This window comes from Enterococcus sp. 2STP (assembly GCF_032465635.1).
In the GTDB taxonomy this organism is placed as follows: domain Bacteria; phylum Bacillota; class Bacilli; order Lactobacillales; family Enterococcaceae; genus Enterococcus_B; species Enterococcus_B lactis.
In genome coordinates, this window is the sequence record NZ_JAWDJH010000003.1 from 1 (window position 1) to 20,773 (window position 20,773).

Here is a 20,773-nt window from a genome sequence, read left to right on the forward strand (position 1 = left end):
AAGCTCCGGTGGAAAAAGAAGCGTACGACTTGCATGTATTAGGCACGCCGCCAGCGTTCGTCCTGAGCCAGGATCAAACTCTCATAAAAAGTTCGAACAATCTTGCGATTGTTAAGCTCAATTTGTTCGCTAGCATATTGCTTGCTTGTTAAAAATGTTTGTTGTCTTGAATTGAATCAAGACGCCCTACACATTTGGTTTGTCTTACTTTGTTCAGTTTTCAAAGGTCTACTTCATCGGAAGTGTTTCTCCGATTTGTTTTTGGCTGCCGTAGCAACTTTTATATCATATCAGAGCGACAAGCGATTGTCAACTCTTTTTTTAAAAGTTTTTTCGATTTCGTTTTTCGAAATCTTTCAGCAACTCATTTATCATAACTTGTTGTTTGTTATTTGTCAAGAACTTTTTTGAAGTTTTTTTCGATAGAATCAAGCTTCGCAAGCTGTTCTTTTTTAACAACTCAGTTATCTTATCATGTCATTATCAACATGTCAATAACTTATTTTTTATTATTTTAAGTTATTGGTGTTCTTTTGAACAAATAATAATATATCAACATCACATACGAAAGTCAATAAGAAAATGCTTATTTATCAACATTTCCAGCTTATATGATCGTTAATTAGTTCTTCTCCTTTTTTGTTCGTCTTTATAACCTTAAAAAACGAAAAATCCTTTTATTTTCAGTTTAACGTTCATGTTTTGTCCTATTTATGAGAACCAAATCTCTCACCTTCTAAAATTTTCCTTAACAAAGTGCTGCTTTTATCTATTTCTGCTTTTTTTTGCTAGAATAATAGTAACAATATGACTCTGGAGGATTTATTTATGAAAATTTTGATTGCTGACGATGATAAAGAAATCGTTGAATTATTAAGTATCTATGTTCACAATGAAGGCTATGAAGCAGTAAAGGCTTATGATGGGAAAGAAGCATTATCTAAAATCAGAACAATCCCTGATATTGAATTACTTATTTTAGATATCATGATGCCAGAGATGGACGGGATGCAAGTAGTGAAAGAGCTGCGAAAAGAATCTCAAATCCCAATCATTATGCTGACAGCAAAAACTACTGATATGGATAAGATCAAAGGACTGGTGGCTGGTGCAGATGATTATGTAACCAAACCGTTTAATCCATTAGAAGTAATGGCTAGAGTAAAGTCTTTATTACGGCGTACAAAAATGCAGATTGCCCCAGATCAGCCTGATGTATTAGAAGTAAATGCATTAATCATCAATAAAGACTCTCATGAAGTTAAAACAATCGATGGGAAAGAAATCCAGTTAACAGCTTTGGAATTCGGTATCCTCTACTTGCTTGCTAGTCATCCTAATCGAGTATTTAGCGCGGATGAAATTTTTGAGCGTGTTTGGAAACAAGAAAGTATTGTCTCTGCTAAAACTGTCATGGTTCATGTTAGCCATTTAAGAGATAAGATCGAAGAAGCAACTGGTGGTGAAAAAGTCATTCAAACCGTTTGGGGAGTGGGCTATAAAATTGACGCAAGATAGTAAACGAGCAACTGAAAAACGCCGTCGGATCAACTTGACTTCAAAAGAAATCAGCGAATTGTTAGCGGAAGGAATCATCACGATCATCCTTTTACTTCTATTAAATGTTTCTATTTTGGTTGTTATCAGTTCGGTAATCAATAGTTCACCTTCTTTGACAAATGCGATTTGGGATTCAAAGAATATTTTTGCGGAACGATTGAACACTGATTTATTTTGGAACGGTCGAAACTTTATTATTCCCTTTTTCTTTCTATTAGATATTGGTGTTTTGTATTGGCGTTTGATTCGAAGATATCGCCAAATGCAATTACGACATATCATCAGTGAACTTCATTACATCGCAAATGGAAATTATGATCATCGTATCCCTTTTGAACTTAGTGGTGACTTAAGCCGAGTTGTAACAAGTATCAATGGATTGGTAGATAGCACAGTAGCAGCGATTGAAGACGAACGTAAAATCGAGAAATCAAAAGATGAATTGATCACAAATGTTAGTCACGATATCCGTACCCCTCTTACTTCTATCATTGGATATCTAGGATTGATAGAAGATGGTCAGTATCACTCAGAAGAAGATCTTTTAAAGTATACACATACCGCTTATATTAAAGCAAAGCAGATGAAATCTTTAGTGGACGACTTATTTGAATACACTAAGGTACGCCAGCCTGCTGTCCCAGTAAATTTTTCTGCCTTTGATATGATCCAGTTGATCGAACAGTTAGCTGCTGATTTTGAGTTGGAAGCTTCTAAAAAAAATATCCAAATACTTGTGCAGTCAAAAGTAGATTCCCTTATCATGGATGGCGATACAGAAAAACTTGTACGTGTCTTCAATAATCTTTTGACGAATGCGTTGAAATATGGAAAAGGAGCAACGAAGATCGTGATCGAAGTAGAACGTGTCGGTTCAGAAGTTGTTGCAACGGTCAAAAATAATGGAGCAATGATCCCGCAACAGGCAATCGATAATCTATTCGACCGTTTTTATCGTGTAGAAGAATCTCGGTCACAAGCAACTGGAGGAACTGGGCTTGGTTTAGCAATCGCTCAAAGCATTGTGGCTTTACATGGTGGCTACATTTATGCAAAATCAGATAAGCAATGGACTTCTTTCATCATGCACCTTCCAATCAAGAAAAATGAAAAATTACCTATTGATGCACAGGAAGTTATTGACGAAAGCTGAAATATTCGCTATTCTTATTACAATTATTAGAATAAATGAAAAACACAGAACCCAGTACACTTTATTCTTTTTCAGAGAGCTGATGGCAGGTGCAAATCAGCAAAGGATAATTTGGAAGTTCCAGTTCGTTTACGTGCCCTTTCGAAATAAGAAAGGTCGGTTCAACAGCCGTTATGTGTTCAACAAGTGCAGCTTATGCTGAACTTGGGTGGTACCGCGAATTTCAGACTGATTCGTCCCAAGAATAATGGGATGGATCAGTCTTTTTTTATTTTCAAAAAGGAGGAAAACATATGTTAGATGTAAAAATGATGCGACAAAATATCGAAGAAGTACAAGAAAAACTAATGACTCGGGGCGTTAAAAAAGAAACATTAGCTGAATTCATGGAACTAGATGAAAACCGCCGCAAATTACTAGTCAAAAGTGAAGAATTGAAAAAATATCGAAATGACGTTTCTGCTGAGATCGCTCAATTGAAGCGTGCAAAAGAAGATGCTTCTGCTAAAATCGCTGAAATGAAAGAAGTCGGCGGCAACATCAAAGCATTGGATACTGAAATTGCTGAAGTAGATGAAAAATTGAAACAAATTGCCACTACTTTGCCAAACCTTCCCCATGATTCTGTGCCAGTTGGATCAGATGAAGAGGACAATGTAGAAATCCGTCGTTGGAGCGAACCACGTACATTTGCTTTTGAGCCAAAACCACACTGGGAAATTGCAGAAAATCTTGATATTTTAGACTTTGAACGTGGCGCAAAAGTAGCCGGTAGCCGTTTTGTTTATTATAAAGGGTTGGGCGCTCGATTAGAACGTGCAGTCTACAACTTCATGCTTGATCAGCATATTTACGAACACGGCTATACTGAAATGATTACTCCTTATATCGTCAACAGTAAAGCGATGTTTGGTACAGGACAATTTCCAAAATTCAAAGAAGATGTTTTCCAATTGGAGAATACTGATTTAACATTGATTCCGACAGCTGAAGTCCCATTGACTAACTATTATAATGATGAAATTTTAGATGGTGCGGATTTACCTGTTTATTTCACTGCGCTAAGTCCTGCTTTTCGTTCTGAAGCTGGAAGTGCCGGTCGGGATACTCGAGGCCTGATCCGTCTTCACCAATTCAATAAAGTAGAAATGGTCAAATTCTCGGATGCAGAACATTCTTACGAAGAATTGGAAAAAATGACAGCTGATGCAGAAGATATCTTGAAAAAACTGCATTTGCCTTATCGTGTAATGGCCTTATCAACTGGAGACATGGGCTTTTCTGCAGCTAAAACTTATGATTTAGAAGTATGGATTCCTGCACAAGATACTTATCGTGAAATCAGTTCTTGTTCTAACTGTGAAGATTTCCAAGCACGTCGCGCCATGATCCGTTATCGCGATAATGATGGAAAAATCCACTATGCTCATACTTTGAATGGTTCAGGACTTGCGGTTGGCCGTACAGTAGCTGCCATTTTGGAAAACTACCAAAATGAAGATGGTTCTGTCACAGTTCCAGAAGCGCTCGTTCCTTATATGGGTAATCTGAAAGTTATTAAATAAAGAGGTTGTGAAAAAGCTCTCCTGCATCAAGTAATAAGAAATGCCAAACAAAAATAGCTCCTCATATTTTGCCGTTTGTTGAGCTAATACCGAGGGCCAGCTGATTGAACACTGTTTATCAGAGGTTGTGAAAAAGCCGCTTAGTTTCGAGTATTAAGAAAAATTTTGTGAAAATGGCTTTCCACATTTTTGCATAAATTGGACTTAATACCGAGAAATTGGCTTTTGAACACCGTTTACCAAGAAGTCGTAAGCCTGCCGTTCAGCTCCGAGTCACAAGGAACAATTTCAAAAAACAGCTCTTCATATTTTATGAATATTGTACTTGTGATTCGGAGTTGGCAAAGGAACATTGTTTATTCAAAAAAAGAGTGGTGACACATGTTGTGTCACCACTCTTTTTTAGTATTTTTAAGATTCAACTGAATAGTTTGGTGCTTCTTTCGTGATTTGTACATCATGAGGGTGTGATTCTTTTAATCCGCTGCCGCTCATTTGGATGAATTGCGCTTCATCACGTAATTGCTGTAAATTGGCTGCCCCAACATAACCCATTCCTGAACGCAAACCGCCGATCATTTGGAAAATAATGTCTGCAACACTTCCTTTGTAAGCAACCCGACCTTCGATTCCTTCTGGTACTAATTTATTTGCTTCATTGACACTACCTTGGAAGTAACGGTCTTTTGAACCTTTTTCCATCGCGCCTAATGAACCCATACCTCGGTATGTTTTGAATCGACGTCCTTGGAAGATTTCGAATTCACCTGGTGATTCATCTGTCCCCGCCAACATGCTGCCTAACATAACTGCATGTCCGCCGGCAGCTAATGCTTTGACGATGTCACCAGAGTACTTGATTCCTCCGTCTGCAATAATCGCTTTGCCATATTGACGAGCAACTGATGCTGCATCATAGATGGCTGTGAGCTGAGGTACACCTACACCGGCTACCACACGTGTCGTACAAATCGATCCTGGTCCGATACCGACTTTTACGACATCCACCCCTGCATCATATAAAGCTTTTGTCGCTTCAGCCGTCGCAACGTTCCCAGCAATCAATGTTGCATCTGCAAAAGTTGAACGGATTTCTTGGATTTTTCGGATTACACCTGCACTATGTCCATGAGCTGTATCGATGATGATTGCATCTACCCCTGCTTCTAATAAAGCATTCGCACGCTCGAATGTATCGCTTGTTACACCAACAGCTGCTGCTACAAGCAATCGACCATGTTCATCTTTTGCTGCATTTGGAAATTCGATCACTTTCTCGATATCTTTGATCGTGATCAATCCGCTTAAACGACCTTCGTTATCAACGATTGGTAATTTTTCGATTTTATGTTTTTGCAAAATCTTTTCTGCATCTTTTAGAGAGGTACCTACTGGGGCAGTCACTAAGTTGTCTTTTGTCATCACATCAGCAATCGGCATGTGGTAATCTGTTACAAAACGCATGTCGCGGTTTGTAATGATCCCTACCAATTTTCTGTTTTCAAGTGTTTCAACGATTGGCACACCACTGATACGGTATTTGCTCATCAATTCTTCTGCGTCTGCTACAAGATGCTGTGGCGTTAAGAAGAACGGATCAATGATGACGCCACTTTCAGAACGTTTGACTTTTCTTACTTCATCCGCTTGCTGGCTGATCGTCATGTTTTTATGGATCACACCTAATCCGCCTTGTCTTGCCATAGCGATGGCCATCTTGCTGTCGGTAACGGTATCCATACTTGCACTGATGATTGGAATATTCAACTTAATATTTTTAGCTAATTGTACGCTCATATCCACTTCGTTTGGTAACACGTGACTTTCTGCTGGTATCAATAAGACATCATCAAAAGTAAATCCTTTTTTCGTGAACTTTGTTTCCCAGTTGGACATTTTTAGTACCACTCCTCTAATTTAGTTTATCTATTAAAATAATTGATTTTTTCATTTAAGTCAATGATCTACATGGAATCAAATTAGCTTTCTCATAGAATACCAATATAAACCGCTTACATCTGTGTATATACTAAAAGAGAGTGCGACAGAAGTGGTTAGCTGATTGAACACCGTTTAGCGGAGAGGTTGTGAAAAAGCTGTTCTGCATCAAGTAATAAGAACAGCTAAACAAAAATAGCTCCTCATATTTTTCGTTTGGTTGGACTTATTACCGCAGATGCAAGCTTTTGAACTAATGCCGAGGGTCAGCTGATTGAACACCGTTTAGTGGAGAGGTTGTGAAAAAGCTGTTCTGCATCAAGTAATAAGAACAGCCAAACAAAAATAGCTCCTCCTATTTTTCGTTTGGTTGGGCTTATTACCGCAGATGCAAGCTTTTGAACACCGTTTATTCGAAAAAAGGAGCTGCGACAAGACTTTTGTCACAGCCCCTTACTATTATTTAACTATGGATAAACGGAATGAGGTCCTTTACTACCTCTCAATATTTAGTAAAGCTACTGCTCTGCTTTCTGGTTTATCTTCTTGGAACGGATAAACTTCCAATGATCCCATACTTTTTCTTCAAGTAGTAACGGACGGCTAAAGCAGCTGCTCCGATGATGATAACTACTATCGGATCTAATACTGGATTGATAACTGGCGGCAATAGCGTTGTCGCAGAAAACAGCACGACCCAAAGAAGTGTCGTTCCACCTAGGATAAGCAATGTTTTACCCATTCCTGGTTTCTTGCTTCGATCTGCTCCTGGGTATTCATACTGATAGATGTACTTGTACATCATATAAAAGACCCAGCCACCGATTGCAGAACCTAGAACGAGTGTAGAGAATCCATAAGCTGGCGTTGTTCCACGTGAAAACAATCCGGTAATCGCGATCATGATACTTAATAGACCAAGCAGTAGTAATGTATTATCCAACCACATCAATAAAGGGGTCGATGTATTTTGTACTTCTGCTGGTTTATTGATGATTGCTTCCGTTCTTTCAGAGACTGTCCCGAACAATTGGCGAGCTGTTTTTCCGCCTTTTTGTTCTGCAACTAAAGTAGGCAGAATGTCATGAAGGGCTTTTACTTTTTCTTCTTCAGACAAATTCGCTGCTTCTAAAGATTTTTTCAAATCAAAAATGTACTGTTGATTTCTTTTGGTTAATTTTGTTTCTAAACTATTGTTTTCTTTTACGATTTCTCGTAATTGTTCTGGTTCCATTATCTAATAGTCCTCCTTAGCCGTTCCTTTTCTCAACGGTCGTCACAAAAGACATTCTACCATATTCTACAGCTAGTTTGATAGCCCTTTTACACATTAAAGCGGAATAACATTACATCGCCATCTTGTACGACATAATCTTTTCCTTCTAATCGAACACGCCCAGCTTCTTTTGCTGCATGCATGTTTCCATAATGATCCAAGTCTTCAAAAGAGACAGTTTCCGCACGGATAAATCCGCGTTCGAAATCTGAATGGATGATTCCTGCTGCTTGCGGCGCTTTGATTCCTTTTTTGAATGTCCAAGCACGTACTTCTTGTTCCCCAGCAGTAAAGTAAGTAGCTAAGCCTAACAAATCATAAGCGGCACGGATCAACTGATCCAAACCTGATTCTTCGATTCCTAAAGCTTCTAGAAATTCTGCTTTGTCTTCTTCATCTAATTCTGCGATTTCTTCTTCTGCACGAGCACTGACCACGATCACTTCTGCATTTTCTTCTGCCGCAAAGTTGCGCACTTCTTGTACATAATGATTCGCATCTGCATCTGCCACATCATCTTCTGACACATTTGCTACGTAAAGAATTGGTTTTGTCGTCAATAAGAATAGTGATTTAACGATTTTTTGTTCTTCTTCTGTGAATTCGATCGTTCGAGCAGATTTTCCTTCTTCCAGTACAGGTTTGATTTTGTCCAATACAGCTAGCTCTGCCACTGCATCTTTATCTTTGGTTTTAGCAACTTTTGCTACACGAGTATAGCGTTTGTTGATCGATTCCAAGTCTGCTAACACTAGTTCCAAGTTGATTGTATCAATATCTTCTAGTGGATCGACGCGTCCTTCTACGTGAGTGATATTATCATCATCAAAACAGCGGACAACGTGACAAATAGCATCTACTTGGCGGATATGGCTTAAGAATTGATTCCCCAAACCTTCTCCTTTACTAGCGCCTTTTACGATCCCAGCAATATCTGTAAATTCAAAAGTCGTCGGAACAGTTTTTTTCGGATGTACAAGTTCTGTTAAGCGTTGCAAACGCCAGTCAGGTACTTCTACCATCCCTACGTTAGGGTCGATCGTCGCAAAGGGATAGTTTGCTGCTTCTGCTCCTGCTTTTGTGATCGCATTAAACAAAGTTGATTTTCCTACGTTGGGCAACCCAACAATTCCAGCAGTCAATGCCATAAATTTATTCACTCTTTCTCTGCATTTTTTTCAATTACTTTTTTTAATTTCTTTTCAAAATCTCGACGGGTCATCATGACGATATGTCCGCAATTCATACATCTGATTTTGATATCTGCGCCCATTCGAATGACTTCCCAGCGGTTCGTCTGGCAAGCGTGAGGTTTTTTCATTTCAACGATATCGTGCAAGTCGTACATAAAAATAGCCTCCTTTTTGTTTATTCTTCATCAAATTGAATATTCAAGATATCAAGAATTCGTGTCAAATCTTTTTGAGAAAGGTATTCGATCTCGATCTTACCTTTCCCGTTTTTTTCTTGGATAGCTACGCTCGTACCGAATTTATCCATCAAACGATCTTCGCTTTCTCGGATATAATAGGGTTTTTCCTTTGCTAGCCTTGGGATTTTTTTCTTTTCTTTTCCATCGTTTTGATTTAACTCAGAAACGATCTGTTCCAGTTGGCGGACAGTTAAATTTTCAGTTACTGCACGATTGGCTAATTTCAAGATCAATGATTTGTTTTTCAAGCCTAACAGCGTACGAGCTTGTCCCATAGATAAACGTTGATCTTGCACCATTTCCTTAACAAGATCTGGTAAAGAAAGCAAGCGCAAATAATTGGCGATATAAGGTCTGCTCTTTCCTAAACGACTAGCCACTTCTGCTTGTGTCAGTTTCAGATTTTTCATCAGCATTTCATACGCTTCTGCTTCTTCTAATGGATTCAGATCTTCCCGTTGCAGGTTTTCCAACACGGCTACTTGCATCATTGCTTCTTCGTCAAAGTCTCTGACGATAGCAGGGATCGTTTCTTTTTCAGCTAGTTTGGACGCTCGAAAACGTCTTTCCCCTGCGATGATCTCATATCCTTTTACTGCAGAACGGCGTACGATGATTGGTTGGAAGACGCCTGATTGTTCAATAGAATTAGCTAGTTCTTGCAAAGATACTTCTTCAAATGTCTTACGAGGCTGATACGGATTTGGACGCAGCTCATTCAATGGCAACTGGACCACGGTATCATCTTTTACATCCACCGTCTCTAAGTTTTCTAAATCTTGGAACAATGCATCGATTCCTCGGCCTAATCCTTTACTTTTCTTCACGACTTACCACTTCCTTTGCCAATGCTTGGTAGACTTCAGCTCCCCGAGAACGTGGATCGTAGTCGATGATCGGTTTTCCATGACTAGGTGCTTCTGATAAACGAATATTTCTTGGGATGATTGTTTCATAGACTTTTTCGCGGAAGTATTTGCGTACTTCTTCTACGACTTCATTTCCCAGATTTGTTCGTGCATCATACATGGTCAGCAAGACACCTTCTATTTCCAATTCTGGATTGAAGTGCTTTTGGACTAAACGAACCGTATTCAGTAATTGGCTTAATCCTTCCAATGCGTAATATTCACACTGAACAGGTATCAAAATCGAATCACTTGCTGTAAATGAATTGATTGTCAAATGGCCAAGAGAAGGCGGACAGTCGATCAAAATATAATCATACTGGCTGCTGACTTCTGCTAAAGATCCTTTTAATCTTGATTCTCTTGCCATCATTGATGTCAATTCGATCTCTGCTCCTGCTAATTGGAGAGTCGCAGGCACAATACTCAAATTTTCATGTTCAGTGATCAACGTCGCCTCATCAATTGGCAATTCATTGACTAGAACGTCATAGATGTCTTTTGTCACATCGGGTTTTCTGATCCCGACACCACTGGTAGCATTTCCTTGTGCATCCATATCCACTAGCAATACTTTTTTGCCAAGGCTGGCAAGACAAGCACCTAGATTTACCGTCGTCGTTGTTTTGCCGACGCCACCTTTTTGGTTCGCAACAGATATTATTTGTGCCATCTCTTCTCCTCCTATTTGATTGGCTGCTTATTAGGCAGACCGGGCTTTCTTGGGTATTTCTTTGGGGTTATTTTCTTTTTTTGAATGACGATAATATGCCGTTGGTCAGAGACATTCGGCAAGGTAACCGCCTCTTCTTTGAGGAATTTACCACCTAATAAAGCAATCGCTTGTTTTGCTTCTGTCAGTTCCTCTTCACTTTTTGCTGCTTTCAATGCATAAAAATAGCCTTCTTGTTTAGCCAAGGGCAAACATAATTCTACTAACACATTCAAACGAGCAACTGCACGAGCAGTGACAAGGTCAAATGATGCACGAAATTGAGGATTTTGTCCAAATGTTTCTGCCCGGTCATGATATAAGGAAGCATCGATTCCTAATAATCGAGTTAGTTCAGACAAGAAGGTTATTCGTTTATTCAGAGAATCAACAATCGTTATCTGCAATTCGGGAAAGGCAATTTTTAAAGGTACGCTAGGAAACCCTGCTCCTGAACCGACATCGCATAAAGATAAAGGTTGCGTAAAGTCTACTTCAAATGCTAATGTAAGCGAATCGTAAAAATGCTTCAAGTATACGTCTTTTTCATCCGTAATGGCTGTAAGATTCATTTTTTCGTTCCATTCGACTAATGTCCGATAATAGATAGCAAATTGTTCCATTTGATGATCGGTAAGCTCTATCCCTTTTTCTGCCAAAGATTGGCGAAATTCTTCTGGTATCATAATTATTCCTTTCATTGTGAAACAGCAATTGTTTCACAGATTCTCTCCCTACTTTAACGCAAAATTCCAAGACATGCAATCCTTCCATATGGATTCTTAAAAATTTGAAAAGTAAGAAAGGCCGATAGATTTTTTCTTTCTATTATGACACTTATAAAATACACATAGAAGAGAGAACTAGCTTTGAGCAATTTCTGCAAAAACTGGTTCTCTCTTCTATTTATTATTACGTATTACGCTGGTTCACTGACTTTCGCAATCTTCCCTTGTTCGATATAGACCCAAATCGATCTATCAATAATTATCAAACTGAGTCATATAGAGACAAAAATTTCAAAAACGACCTATTAATTGGTCATCGAATATCATTTAAAATCAATACGACGGAGTCAGACACGGAGTCAAAACAAGCCCGCTGATACAAACAAACCTTTGAATAGATGAATAATATCTATACAAAGGTTTGTTTCTTTGATTAAGAATATTTACGATCACTATCAGTTATAATTAAATAGCTTAATTTTTCTTAGTGTCTATATCTTCTTTTTTAAACACTTAATTACAATTTATTCTTTCATGTATTGTCATACTAGTCTTAATTGCTTACGGGCACTCACAATATAGTAAATTTAATTATCTAAAACCTTTAGTTAAAAATTCCGCAAATTTTCTTTTAATATATGTCAAATCATCAACACTCGCGTTAATACTTTCTAATTTGTTGAATAATTCTAGAAGTGAATAAGTATTTTCAGCTACTTCATCTGAAAGTCTGCTTAGTTCTTGTTTTGCTGTAGCTCCTATTCCTTTAGTTCTTTTTCCTGCCAGCCTTTCAAAAATAACGCCTAATTGATCAGCATCTAATTTCTTTGAAAGTCTAGCTTCGTTGATACCACTTAATGTGTCTTTAGACATCTCTTCTAATTTATACAGAATTTTTATACGCTCTTTTACAGTCTCTGCATTTAAGTTGTGCTTTACTTTCAACACGCTATCTCCAATTGCAGTAGACCTCATTCCTTTTTTATCAATGATAGTGTATGTCAATTCAAATAAAACAACACCTTCACGAATTTCGCTATTAGAAATATTTACACCAATTTGCACTTGATATTGATTTCCTAAAGAAATTTTATTCTTTAATTTTATACTCATGTTTAAACTTGAATCTGTTATGAAGGCATGTTCAATAAAAACAGGATTCTTCATTCTGTTTGAATACTGATGCATTATATTTAGACATAAGTACAATACTATATTATTGTCATAATTTCTATATCTACTAGAAGTTAGAGCACGTAAATATACTTCCCCGTCTTTTTTTCCTTCAATAAAACGATATTGCTTTTTACTATTTTCCGAGTTTTCAAGTAAATATTTTATATTATCAATGAGCAAGTCTTTTTGTCCAGTACGTAAGCAATATCCAGCAAATTTGTCTAGACAAAATAACTCATCCAAGAATGTACTACTAAAAGAATATATTCCTTTAGCAGTAAAACTAATTTCTTCCGGGTTATCTATATTTCTAATTCCTAGTATTATTTGTTGTTTGTCATCAAAACCTATCAATTCTATTTCTTTAGCTGATATATCTTGATCGTATTTTTTATTTTTTATTTGTTTAAAAAGCTGAATTACCTCTTTTGAGCCTTCTACACTGCACTCGCTTTCTATAAAAGCGATTTCTTTTTTTATTGAATTGGATATTTCATCAGTACCAATTAGGCTGATTACATCTGCTTTCGTTGCTTTATTACTTGTGTCTTGGATGGCATTATAATTTCTAGTTTCAATAAATTTTGTCATATGGTTCCCCTTTTTCTGTTATTGGCTTTAGCCAAGTATTAAGAAAATAAAAGGGTATTACATACTATATTACATAAGAAAAATAATTTACGAACTTAAGTTCTATCTTTTGATTTACCTATTTATATGATAGTATACTTACATATGTGATATTAACTATTAAGTCCTATGCATGCCCGTATAGTACTAATACCTTAACAATGAATTTGCCGATTCATTGTTTTTTTATTTTCCATGGATATTATAGCACATAGTATACTTATCTACAAACTAACACGTCACAAAAACACTCTAAAATCCGTTATAGGGCGTTTTAACCTTAAATAAAGAGTTTTAATGCTTAATTTAACAAAACTCCTTAGACAGCCTACCATGCGTTCTAAATGCTATTGACATTTTTAGAGAAATGTTATATATCACATTTCCAGAAAAAATACAATCTTACTTGTAACCATAAATATTGAAGTACCTATTATATGTGAATACTACTTTTAACTAATTTTTCAACTTTTATCATTTCATATACATCTGAAATATTTCCATTAGGAAATATTTCTTAAAAAATACACTAAACAGTAAAATAAAATTTAGTTAATGTTCCAAAAACTGTATCTTACTTATCACTATCTGAAACAACAGAAACATGTTTAAATCAATATTTACACAATTATATATCGTTTCATTTCAGATACAATTCACTTAAGCGGATTTCAAAAGACAAAAAAAAGGAACCCCTAGAAAGTTAGTCTTCCTAAATGTTCCATATGAAACACGGTTCTATAACAATGGGGTGGGGTTTAGTTCAACATTAACACCTCAGTATATGGTATCTCCACATATATACGGTCTTTCTTTGGATAGTACTCAATATTTATATTGATAGCACTACCATTGTCTAACGTAGCTTTAGCTCGGTACGTGTTATCTCCATTTTCATGAGTAATCGTCACATCATCACATGACCGATTTAAGTTATACTGTTCTTGTAAAATCTGTGTTACCAATGGTTCTGATGACTTCTCTAATCCAGATGTACCCGTCATTTTTGAAAAAATGATACCTATAATAGCCAAGACAACGATACCTATGATGACAAACTTCTTGTTCACATTTACTTTATTCAACTTTTTATCTCCTATCTCCAAAATAATTTGCTTTCATCAGTACATTGACATCCCTAAAAGTACACCAAAAATTGCTCCAGCTACCCCTGCTATCATCAAAACCGTACCCATTTTTTCATCTTTCTCTCGATATAAGTAACCCATAATAACAGCAACAGCACCAAATACAATAGGAATAAATACTAACGATACTACCATAGAAACCCAACCAATAATCAAATACAGCTTCCCTGTCTCTTGTCCATGTACGATTTGTTCCTTCATTTCACTGAGTGTCTGCTCAGTACTTTTCTTTACTATTTCTATTCCGGTTACCTCAACTGTTTCTTGTGATGATCCGCAAAACTGACAATACTTACTTTCATCTGCTATTTCTTTACCACACTTCCTACAATACATGTCTTTCCCTCCTAAAATCGTGTAGTTTCTTATTGCCAAACTACATTGCTTTATTAAACACCTCAGAAAATAACTCATTTATTGGTACACTTAATATTTCAGAAAGCATTTTCATTTGATAGGGTTTAGGAATTGTTCTCCCTGTTTGCCATGAACTTATACATTGTTGTGTAACGTTCATCTTTCTTGCTAACTCAGTTTGAGAAAGTCCTCTTTCTTCTCTGTATCGGCTGAGATTACTTGTTTTTTTCATATCCTCACTCCCTGTTTTTTATTATATACAACGATATGATGTATTTCAACTCATAAAATATATAAAAACTTTGTATATCATTACAAATACAACAAGTTGTTGTACCCTACTGAGAAAGGGGGTGTAATTATTGAAACAGAAACAATATGCAAAAATCATCAGAGAAAAGCGAAAAGCTCTAGGATGGACACAAAAAGAACTAGCTGAAAAAATCTTCTCTACACAGCAAGCTGTAGCAAGATGGGAAAATTCTGTAACAGAACCTAATCTAGAAAGCCTAACCGCTCTTTCAAAAGCGCTTGGGGTCCCTGTAAGCCATTTTTTAGATGAAGAGATGATTGAAGCGGAGGAAGACTTTTTGACCTTGTATCGATCACTCAGCCCCCATGATAGAGAGAGAACGATTGATTATATGAAATTACTCAAAAAGCAAGAGTCCGAACGTAATAACTTTTTTACTTATTAATAGGTGTTAAATGTAAGACCCGTATAGTCCCCCTGACAAGGTTTTAATTATATTCCTAGAAAAACTATAATTAGAAACTTAAAGATGCTCTAGGATGCTGTCACGCTTGCAAAATAAAAAAGCATTAAAAATGCTTTTTTATACCTTGTCATAAATAGAGTTACTCCACCAAATACTTAGCATTCACTTTACGTAAAATGCGTATTTCCTCATCTGTTAAAGAAAAATTCATAGCAATCTCTGTTAAACTTACTATTCCTTCACAAGCAAAGTATTTTTTTCCATCCCTGTCACTAAAATCATTATTAATTCTATACAAATTAGGGGATTTTTTCTTTGTGACCTCTGAATATTTACCTTGGATAATAATAACTAGAAAATCAAGGGAAGCTAACTGTTTGAGTCTTTTCAAAACACGTCCTCTATTTTTATCAACTCCGTGCTTACTTAGTTGCTCGTAAGTACAAAAAAATATTCCCTCATCATTTGCGTACCTCTTTGCATGTACTAATAGAACAAATGCTAATCTAATTAACGCAACATTCCCTATAGATACAAGGAGTTGAATCTCTTCATAACAAAAGTCTATTTTAGTATTATGGGGGTTTCGTGCTAATTTATAATCACGATCATAAACAGTCTGTATAACCCGCGCTGTTTCTTTTCTTAAATCATCCTTTGAAACACTTCGTATATATTGAGATGTTTTTTCTGATGATAACGTGTTTTCTAATACACTAAGTATTTTTTTACATGTATCTTGTTCAGAATAACCTTGCTCTTTAAGAAGCATTGCCCCGTATAATGTGAAATTATTTCGGGTACCACCACATAATAAATGGTTCTCTTCAAATATTATTTTTAGTTCTTCTTTGGACATTCCATCGGGATGATACTCTACATTGATTTTAGGTTTATTCTTAGTAGTTTTTGTAACTGAGCATTGACTTAGAATATCTTGACAAAATTCATCTCTATTCATGGGTTGAATATTGAGAAAATATTTTATACTCAATTCTTCAAATGTTTGATTATCCACATAATGACAAATTTGATTTGTTGCCTTATGCATCCCTAAAGGTAGTTTTACACCTTGACCAGTTGTTGGTCTACGCTCTATTCTCCTAGGTGTTTCGTTTAAGTTACGTAAAACCTCCTCATAAAAGGGTATCAATTTAGATTCTGGAATGACATCCGTAAAATACAAGTCTACATGATATCCTTTTTGTCCACTGGTTGAAACATGTATATCATTTTTGGGGATTCCATAATGATCAACCAGTAGATTAACAAGTTTGCGAGTAACATCTTGACATTCATATTTGTTATCTTTTATATCGACATCAAAAGTAAAGAACTTAGTTAACCCTCCGGCTCCTAGCTTTATACCTACAGTGAGCTGATTAGCTAAGTGCTTGTCAATAATTGTATCTGTTAAATAATGTTTAACTTCCCTATACTTACAGTCTCCTTGATTCAATTCATATTGCATCAAGTAAGTCTTTCTATAAGTAATGAACAATTCATTTATCTTCTTTATAATTGATTCCCTGTATAATTCAAACTCTAATTTATTCATCTACGTTCTCTCCTTTATGCTTTTTTATTTGTTTATATTATTTTCTTGTAAATAAACAAATACTGATTATTATGTGACTATATTCTCTATCTCCTATATTCCTCGAGAAAATCATCAACGTCTGCTTTTTTGTATAAACATATCCTGTCTATGACTATTTTCTTCAGCCCTAGATTAACCATCTTAGCAAGTGTTCCTTTTGATATTCCTCCCATGTATTCTTGAACTTCCTTAGTGCTAAAATATTCCTTTGTGTAAGAATTATGATTCACACTTTGCACTGTCTCTTCAATCAGCTGTTCTAAATCTTGCATGAAATCATCAAACTCTATTTTTAATTCCATCGTCACTCGACTCCTTCATTTTTTAATATCTAGGCAATAAAAAAACACCTTTGCATAAGAATTCTACAAGGTGTTTTTCGGTATCTCAAGTTTAATTAGATAAAACTTATTCGATATTTTTTAGTGTTTTTTCTTTATTGACAAAAAACAATAGCTTTATATCAACATTTAAAAAATATTGTTTTTTGTCAATAAAATATGTTAGGAAAACAGAAAAATCACTTTTTCGATTTTATTTTACATTAAAAAATAACAATAATCAACATTAATTGCTGAATTAATCAAAAACAAGATTTACTTTTTTTACTTTAAAAGATATACTCCTCTTGAAAAAAATCATTTTTACTAAGAAATGAAGGGAGGTGATTCCTTTATAGCTGACAAGCTCTCAGCGGGCTTCTATGGCTTCTTCAAGGAGGAAATCACTATGGCAACTATACAACAATACAAAAAAAGCGATGGCACCACAGCTTGGCTTTACAAAGTTTACATGGGCAAAGACCCGATGACAGGTAAAGAAAAACGAACGACACGTAGAGGATTCAAAACAAAAAAAGAAGCCTCTTTAGACTTGGCTCGATTCCAGTTAGAAATCGAATCTAATGGAATAAGTCAACACTCTATCAAGACGTTCAGTGAGTTATATGATCTATGGATGAGCCAACACGTTAAAAATATTCGAAACACAACAGAACAACGGATCAAGAATCACTTCACGAACCAAATCCTTCCCTCTTTTGGAAAAATGAAGTTAGAGGCTATCACTCCTGCTACATGTCAAAAAATACTAACTGAATGGTCAATGAAGTATCATTCTTACCAGAAAATAAAAAGTTACACTTCACAGGTATTCAACTACGGTATATTGATTGGCGTAATCAAGACCAATCCCATGGAACGTACCATTACACCTAAGTCTAATCATGACTCTGCAGAGATCGAAGCGGAGTTTTACACGAAAGAAGAGCTTCGACAATTCTTTGATTGCTTGCAAGAGCTGAAAGATGATCGTGCTCTAACATTTTTTAGACTAGCTGCTTATACAGGAGCTAGGAAGGGGGAAATACTGGGGCTGAAGTGGAAAGACATCGATTTTGATAAAAAGACTGTGCAGTTCAATAAAACGCTAGTAGAGCTATCTGATGGCTCTCTATGTATCAATCCTACAAAGACAGGGTCATCTAAGAGAACAATCACAATAGACGACGGGACTTTGACCATACTTAGGAAGTGGAAACGTACCGTCATAAAAAAGAATCTTTCTAGAGGTATCAGAATCGATAATATGGATGATGTACCTGTTATCAGCACTATTAAAGCAAATAAAAAAAGGGACTTCCTGTATAAGGGCTACCCTAATCATGTAATGAGTAAAGTAGCTAGGAAGTTCCCTGATATGAAAATAATCAAAGTCCATGGCTTTAGAAAGACCCACGCTACATTGCTTTTTGAAGCAGGTGCTCAAGTAAAAGACGTACAAGATAGATTAGGGCATTCTTCATCTAAGACAACCATGGACATCTATATCCAAGTATCGCAAAATCGACAAGAAGAAACAGTTGAATTGTTCAATTCCTACATGAATGCGTGATATACGGAGTCAAAAACGGAGTCAGTCGATACGATAAGGACTTATTTATTCTCACGAATCCTTTCGTACCACTGCATTACGCTTCAACTTTCGCAATCTTCCCTTGTTCGATATAGACCATTAAGATGCTTAGATCTGCAGGATTTACTCCGCTGATCCGGCTAGCTTGGGCAATTGTTTCTGGTTGGATTTTCTGCAATTTTTGTTTTGCTTCTGTTGCTAATCCGTTGATTGCTGCGTAGTCGATGTTTTCTGGAATCTTTTTCGCTTCCATGCGTTTTAATTTTTCTACTTTTTCCATGGCTTTTTTGATGTAGCCTTCATATTTGATTTGGATTTCTACTTGTTCGATTTCTTTTCGTGTTAATTCTTCATTCTCTGGAATAAACCGTAGAAGATCTGCATAAGTAATCTCAGGGCGTCTTAAAAAGTCGCTTGCTAGTACGCCATCTTTTAGAGGTGCCGCATTAATCGTCGCTAAAAAGGCTTGAACTTCTTCTGTTGGTTTGATTCGTACATTCATCAAACGTTTGATTTCTTGTTCAACTGCTTCTTTTTTCTTCAAATAAGCCTTGTATTGGTCCTCTTTTACTAAGCCCACATGGTGACCCATTTCTGTCAATCGCAAATCTGCATTATCATGACGTAAAAGCAGACGGTATTCAGCACGTGAAGTCAATAAACGGTAAGGCTCGTTCGTTCCTTTTGTCACCAAATCGTCGATCATAACACCGATATAACCGTCACTTCGTTTGATTACTAAAGGTTCTTTTCCTTGAACTTTCAAAGCTGCATTGATACCGGCAATCAGCCCTTGTCCAGCCGCTTCTTCATACCCGCTTGTACCATTTGTTTGTCCAGCTGTATAAAGATTTTCAACGACTTTAGTTTCTAATGTCGGACGGAGCTGGTGTGGTTCTACTACGTCATATTCGATAGCATATCCTGTACGCATCATTTCTACTTTTTCCAAACCGGCGATGGAATGAAGCATGTCGACTTGGACATCTTCTGGTAAAGAAGTAGATAACCCTTGAACATAGACTTCTTCTGTGTTCAAGCCTTCTGGTTCTAAAAATAGTTGGTGACGTGGTTTGTCTGCAAAACGCACGATCTTATCTTCGATGGATGGACAATAGCGAGCGCCTACCCCTTCAACGATCCCTGTAAACATTGGGGCACGATGTAAGTTGTCTCGAATGATTTGGTGAGTCGTCTCACCTGTATAGGTCAGCCAGCAAGATTCCTGATCTAGTTTATAGGCACTATCTGGTGTACTAAAGCTAAAATGATTCGGCTCTTTGTCACCAGGTTGTTCTTCTGTAACAGAATAATCGATTGTACTTGATTTTACTCGAGGCGGTGTTCCTGTTTTGAACCGTTCGATAGCAAAGCCAAGTTCTTTTAGATGATTCGCTAGTCCAATAGAAGGTTGAGAGTTATTCGGACCTGATGAATATTTCAATTCACCGATAATGATTTCTCCGCGAAGTGCTGTTCCGGCTGTAATAACAACTGCTTTTGCCCGATAGCTCGCTCCTGTGGAAGTCACTACACCATGACAAACACCATCTTCGACGATCAGTTCTTCGACGATTCCTTGTCTTAACGTCAAATTTGGTTCTTTTTCGATTGTATGTTTCATTTCTGTTGAATAAGCATGTTTGTCTGCTTGTGCTCGCAATGCTCGGACAGCTGGACCTTTTCCTGTGTTCAACATACGCATTTGGATATAGGTTTTATCGATATTCTTACCCATTTCTCCACCTAGCGCATCGATTTCTCGAACAACAACGCCTTTAGCTGGTCCGCCTACAGAAGGATTACATGGCATGAATGCTACCATATCCAAATTTATTGTCAGTAATAACGTTTTTGAGCCCATACGTGCAGCAGCAAGTGCAGCTTCTGAACCGGCATGTCCTGCGCCGACAACGATCACGTCATACGCATCTGCTTCATAATGTTTCAATCGTTT

At 36.7% G+C, this 20,773-nt stretch carries 19 protein-coding genes, 1 rRNA gene and 1 other annotated feature; of the genes, 5 read left to right on the plus strand and 15 right to left on the minus strand.

The features are described from left to right. Window positions 1-89, minus strand: a 16S ribosomal RNA gene (locus RWU19_RS00460); the annotation flags it as partial. A gap of 739 nt (window positions 90-828) precedes the next feature. On the opposite strand from RWU19_RS00460, the gene RWU19_RS00465 reads away from it, so the two are divergent. From RWU19_RS00465 to serS, 3 genes are all read left to right on the plus strand, one after another. After that, window positions 829-1,518, plus strand: coding sequence for a response regulator transcription factor (locus RWU19_RS00465; RefSeq protein ID WP_002295268.1), 690 nt, complete (start codon window positions 829-831; stop codon window positions 1,516-1,518). Beyond that, window positions 1,505-2,713, plus strand: a complete 1,209-nt coding sequence (locus tag RWU19_RS00470) for a sensor histidine kinase (protein ID WP_002309915.1) — start codon at window positions 1,505-1,507, stop codon at window positions 2,711-2,713. The genes RWU19_RS00465 and RWU19_RS00470 overlap by 14 nt, the downstream gene beginning before the upstream one ends. A 38-nt stretch (window positions 2,714-2,751) precedes the next feature. Then, window positions 2,752-2,957 (plus strand) — a binding site (T-box leader). A gap of 49 nt (window positions 2,958-3,006) precedes the next feature. Next, window positions 3,007-4,278, plus strand: a complete 1,272-nt coding sequence (serS, locus tag RWU19_RS00475) for a serine--tRNA ligase (RefSeq protein WP_002315470.1) — start codon at window positions 3,007-3,009, stop codon at window positions 4,276-4,278. Between the two features lie 411 nt (window positions 4,279-4,689). Here serS and guaB read toward each other — a convergent pair whose 3' ends face one another. The 11 genes from guaB to RWU19_RS00530 all read right to left on the minus strand — a co-directional run bounded on the left by guaB (window position 4,690) and on the right by RWU19_RS00530 (window position 14,815). Further along, complete coding sequence (gene guaB / locus RWU19_RS00480; RefSeq protein WP_002293341.1) at window positions 4,690-6,174, minus strand: IMP dehydrogenase; 1,485 nt, start codon at window positions 6,172-6,174, stop codon at window positions 4,690-4,692. Window positions 6,175-6,754: 580 nt separating this feature from the next. After that, a complete protein-coding gene (locus RWU19_RS00485; protein WP_002309913.1) occupies window positions 6,755-7,450 on the minus strand; it encodes a DUF1129 domain-containing protein in 696 nt (231 codons plus the stop codon). Window positions 7,451-7,539: 89 nt separating this feature from the next. After that, window positions 7,540-8,640 carry a redox-regulated ATPase YchF gene (gene ychF, locus RWU19_RS00490; protein WP_002293105.1) on the minus strand — a complete coding sequence of 367 codons (1,101 nt, stop codon included), beginning with the start codon at window positions 8,638-8,640 and terminating at the stop codon, window positions 7,540-7,542. A gap of 8 nt (window positions 8,641-8,648) precedes the next feature. Further along, the gene (locus RWU19_RS00495; protein ID WP_002293106.1) at window positions 8,649-8,840 is read right to left on the minus strand and encodes a DUF951 domain-containing protein; all 192 of its coding nucleotides are present in this window, start codon (window positions 8,838-8,840) and stop codon (window positions 8,649-8,651) included. 20 nt (window positions 8,841-8,860) lie between these two features. Further along, the gene (locus tag RWU19_RS00500; protein WP_002293107.1) at window positions 8,861-9,751 is read right to left on the minus strand and encodes a ParB/RepB/Spo0J family partition protein; all 891 of its coding nucleotides are present in this window, start codon (window positions 9,749-9,751) and stop codon (window positions 8,861-8,863) included. After that, window positions 9,738-10,505, minus strand: coding sequence for a ParA family protein (locus RWU19_RS00505; protein WP_002293108.1), 768 nt, complete (start codon window positions 10,503-10,505; stop codon window positions 9,738-9,740). Before RWU19_RS00505 ends, RWU19_RS00500 begins: the two co-directional genes overlap by 14 nt. Window positions 10,506-10,516: 11 nt before the next feature. After that, a complete protein-coding gene (gene rsmG, locus RWU19_RS00510) occupies window positions 10,517-11,230 on the minus strand; it encodes a 16S rRNA (guanine(527)-N(7))-methyltransferase RsmG (RefSeq protein WP_123838212.1) in 714 nt (237 codons plus the stop codon). Window positions 11,231-11,863: 633 nt separating this feature from the next. Beyond that, window positions 11,864-13,039, minus strand: a complete 1,176-nt coding sequence (locus tag RWU19_RS00515) for a hypothetical protein (protein WP_308629321.1) — start codon at window positions 13,037-13,039, stop codon at window positions 11,864-11,866. 797 nt (window positions 13,040-13,836) lie between these two features. Continuing rightward, window positions 13,837-14,163 carry a hypothetical protein gene (locus RWU19_RS00520; protein ID WP_308629320.1) on the minus strand — a complete coding sequence of 109 codons (327 nt, stop codon included), beginning with the start codon at window positions 14,161-14,163 and terminating at the stop codon, window positions 13,837-13,839. A gap of 36 nt (window positions 14,164-14,199) precedes the next feature. Next, window positions 14,200-14,562, minus strand: a complete 363-nt coding sequence (locus RWU19_RS00525) for a zinc-ribbon domain-containing protein (protein ID WP_308629319.1) — start codon at window positions 14,560-14,562, stop codon at window positions 14,200-14,202. A gap of 40 nt (window positions 14,563-14,602) precedes the next feature. Then, window positions 14,603-14,815 carry a helix-turn-helix transcriptional regulator gene (locus RWU19_RS00530; RefSeq protein WP_002376334.1) on the minus strand — a complete coding sequence of 71 codons (213 nt, stop codon included), beginning with the start codon at window positions 14,813-14,815 and terminating at the stop codon, window positions 14,603-14,605. Window positions 14,816-14,945: 130 nt separating this feature from the next. Between RWU19_RS00530 and RWU19_RS00535 the strand changes: the two genes are divergently transcribed. Then, on the plus strand, window positions 14,946-15,281 hold the full coding sequence (locus RWU19_RS00535; RefSeq protein ID WP_087626291.1) for a helix-turn-helix domain-containing protein: 336 nt from the start codon (window positions 14,946-14,948) through the stop codon (window positions 15,279-15,281). A 160-nt stretch (window positions 15,282-15,441) separates the two neighbouring features. On the opposite strand, the gene RWU19_RS00540 is transcribed toward RWU19_RS00535, so the two are convergent. After that, window positions 15,442-16,860, minus strand: coding sequence for a TOTE conflict system archaeo-eukaryotic primase domain-containing protein (locus RWU19_RS00540; protein WP_316002577.1), 1,419 nt, complete (start codon window positions 16,858-16,860; stop codon window positions 15,442-15,444). Between the two features lie 86 nt (window positions 16,861-16,946). Beyond that, window positions 16,947-17,204 (minus strand): helix-turn-helix domain-containing protein, encoded by a 258-nt coding sequence (locus tag RWU19_RS00545; protein ID WP_087626289.1) that lies wholly within the window; start codon window positions 17,202-17,204, stop codon window positions 16,947-16,949. A 427-nt stretch (window positions 17,205-17,631) separates the two neighbouring features. On the opposite strand from RWU19_RS00545, the gene RWU19_RS00550 reads away from it, so the two are divergent. Continuing rightward, entirely contained in the window at window positions 17,632-18,795 is a 1,164-nt protein-coding gene (locus RWU19_RS00550) for a site-specific integrase (RefSeq protein WP_316002796.1), read from the plus strand. Window positions 18,796-18,871: 76 nt separating this feature from the next. On the opposite strand, the gene mnmG is transcribed toward RWU19_RS00550, so the two are convergent. Next, on the minus strand, window positions 18,872-20,767 hold the full coding sequence (gene mnmG / locus RWU19_RS00555) for a tRNA uridine-5-carboxymethylaminomethyl(34) synthesis enzyme MnmG (protein ID WP_316002797.1): 1,896 nt from the start codon (window positions 20,765-20,767) through the stop codon (window positions 18,872-18,874). Window positions 20,768-20,773: the final 6 nt, after the last annotated feature.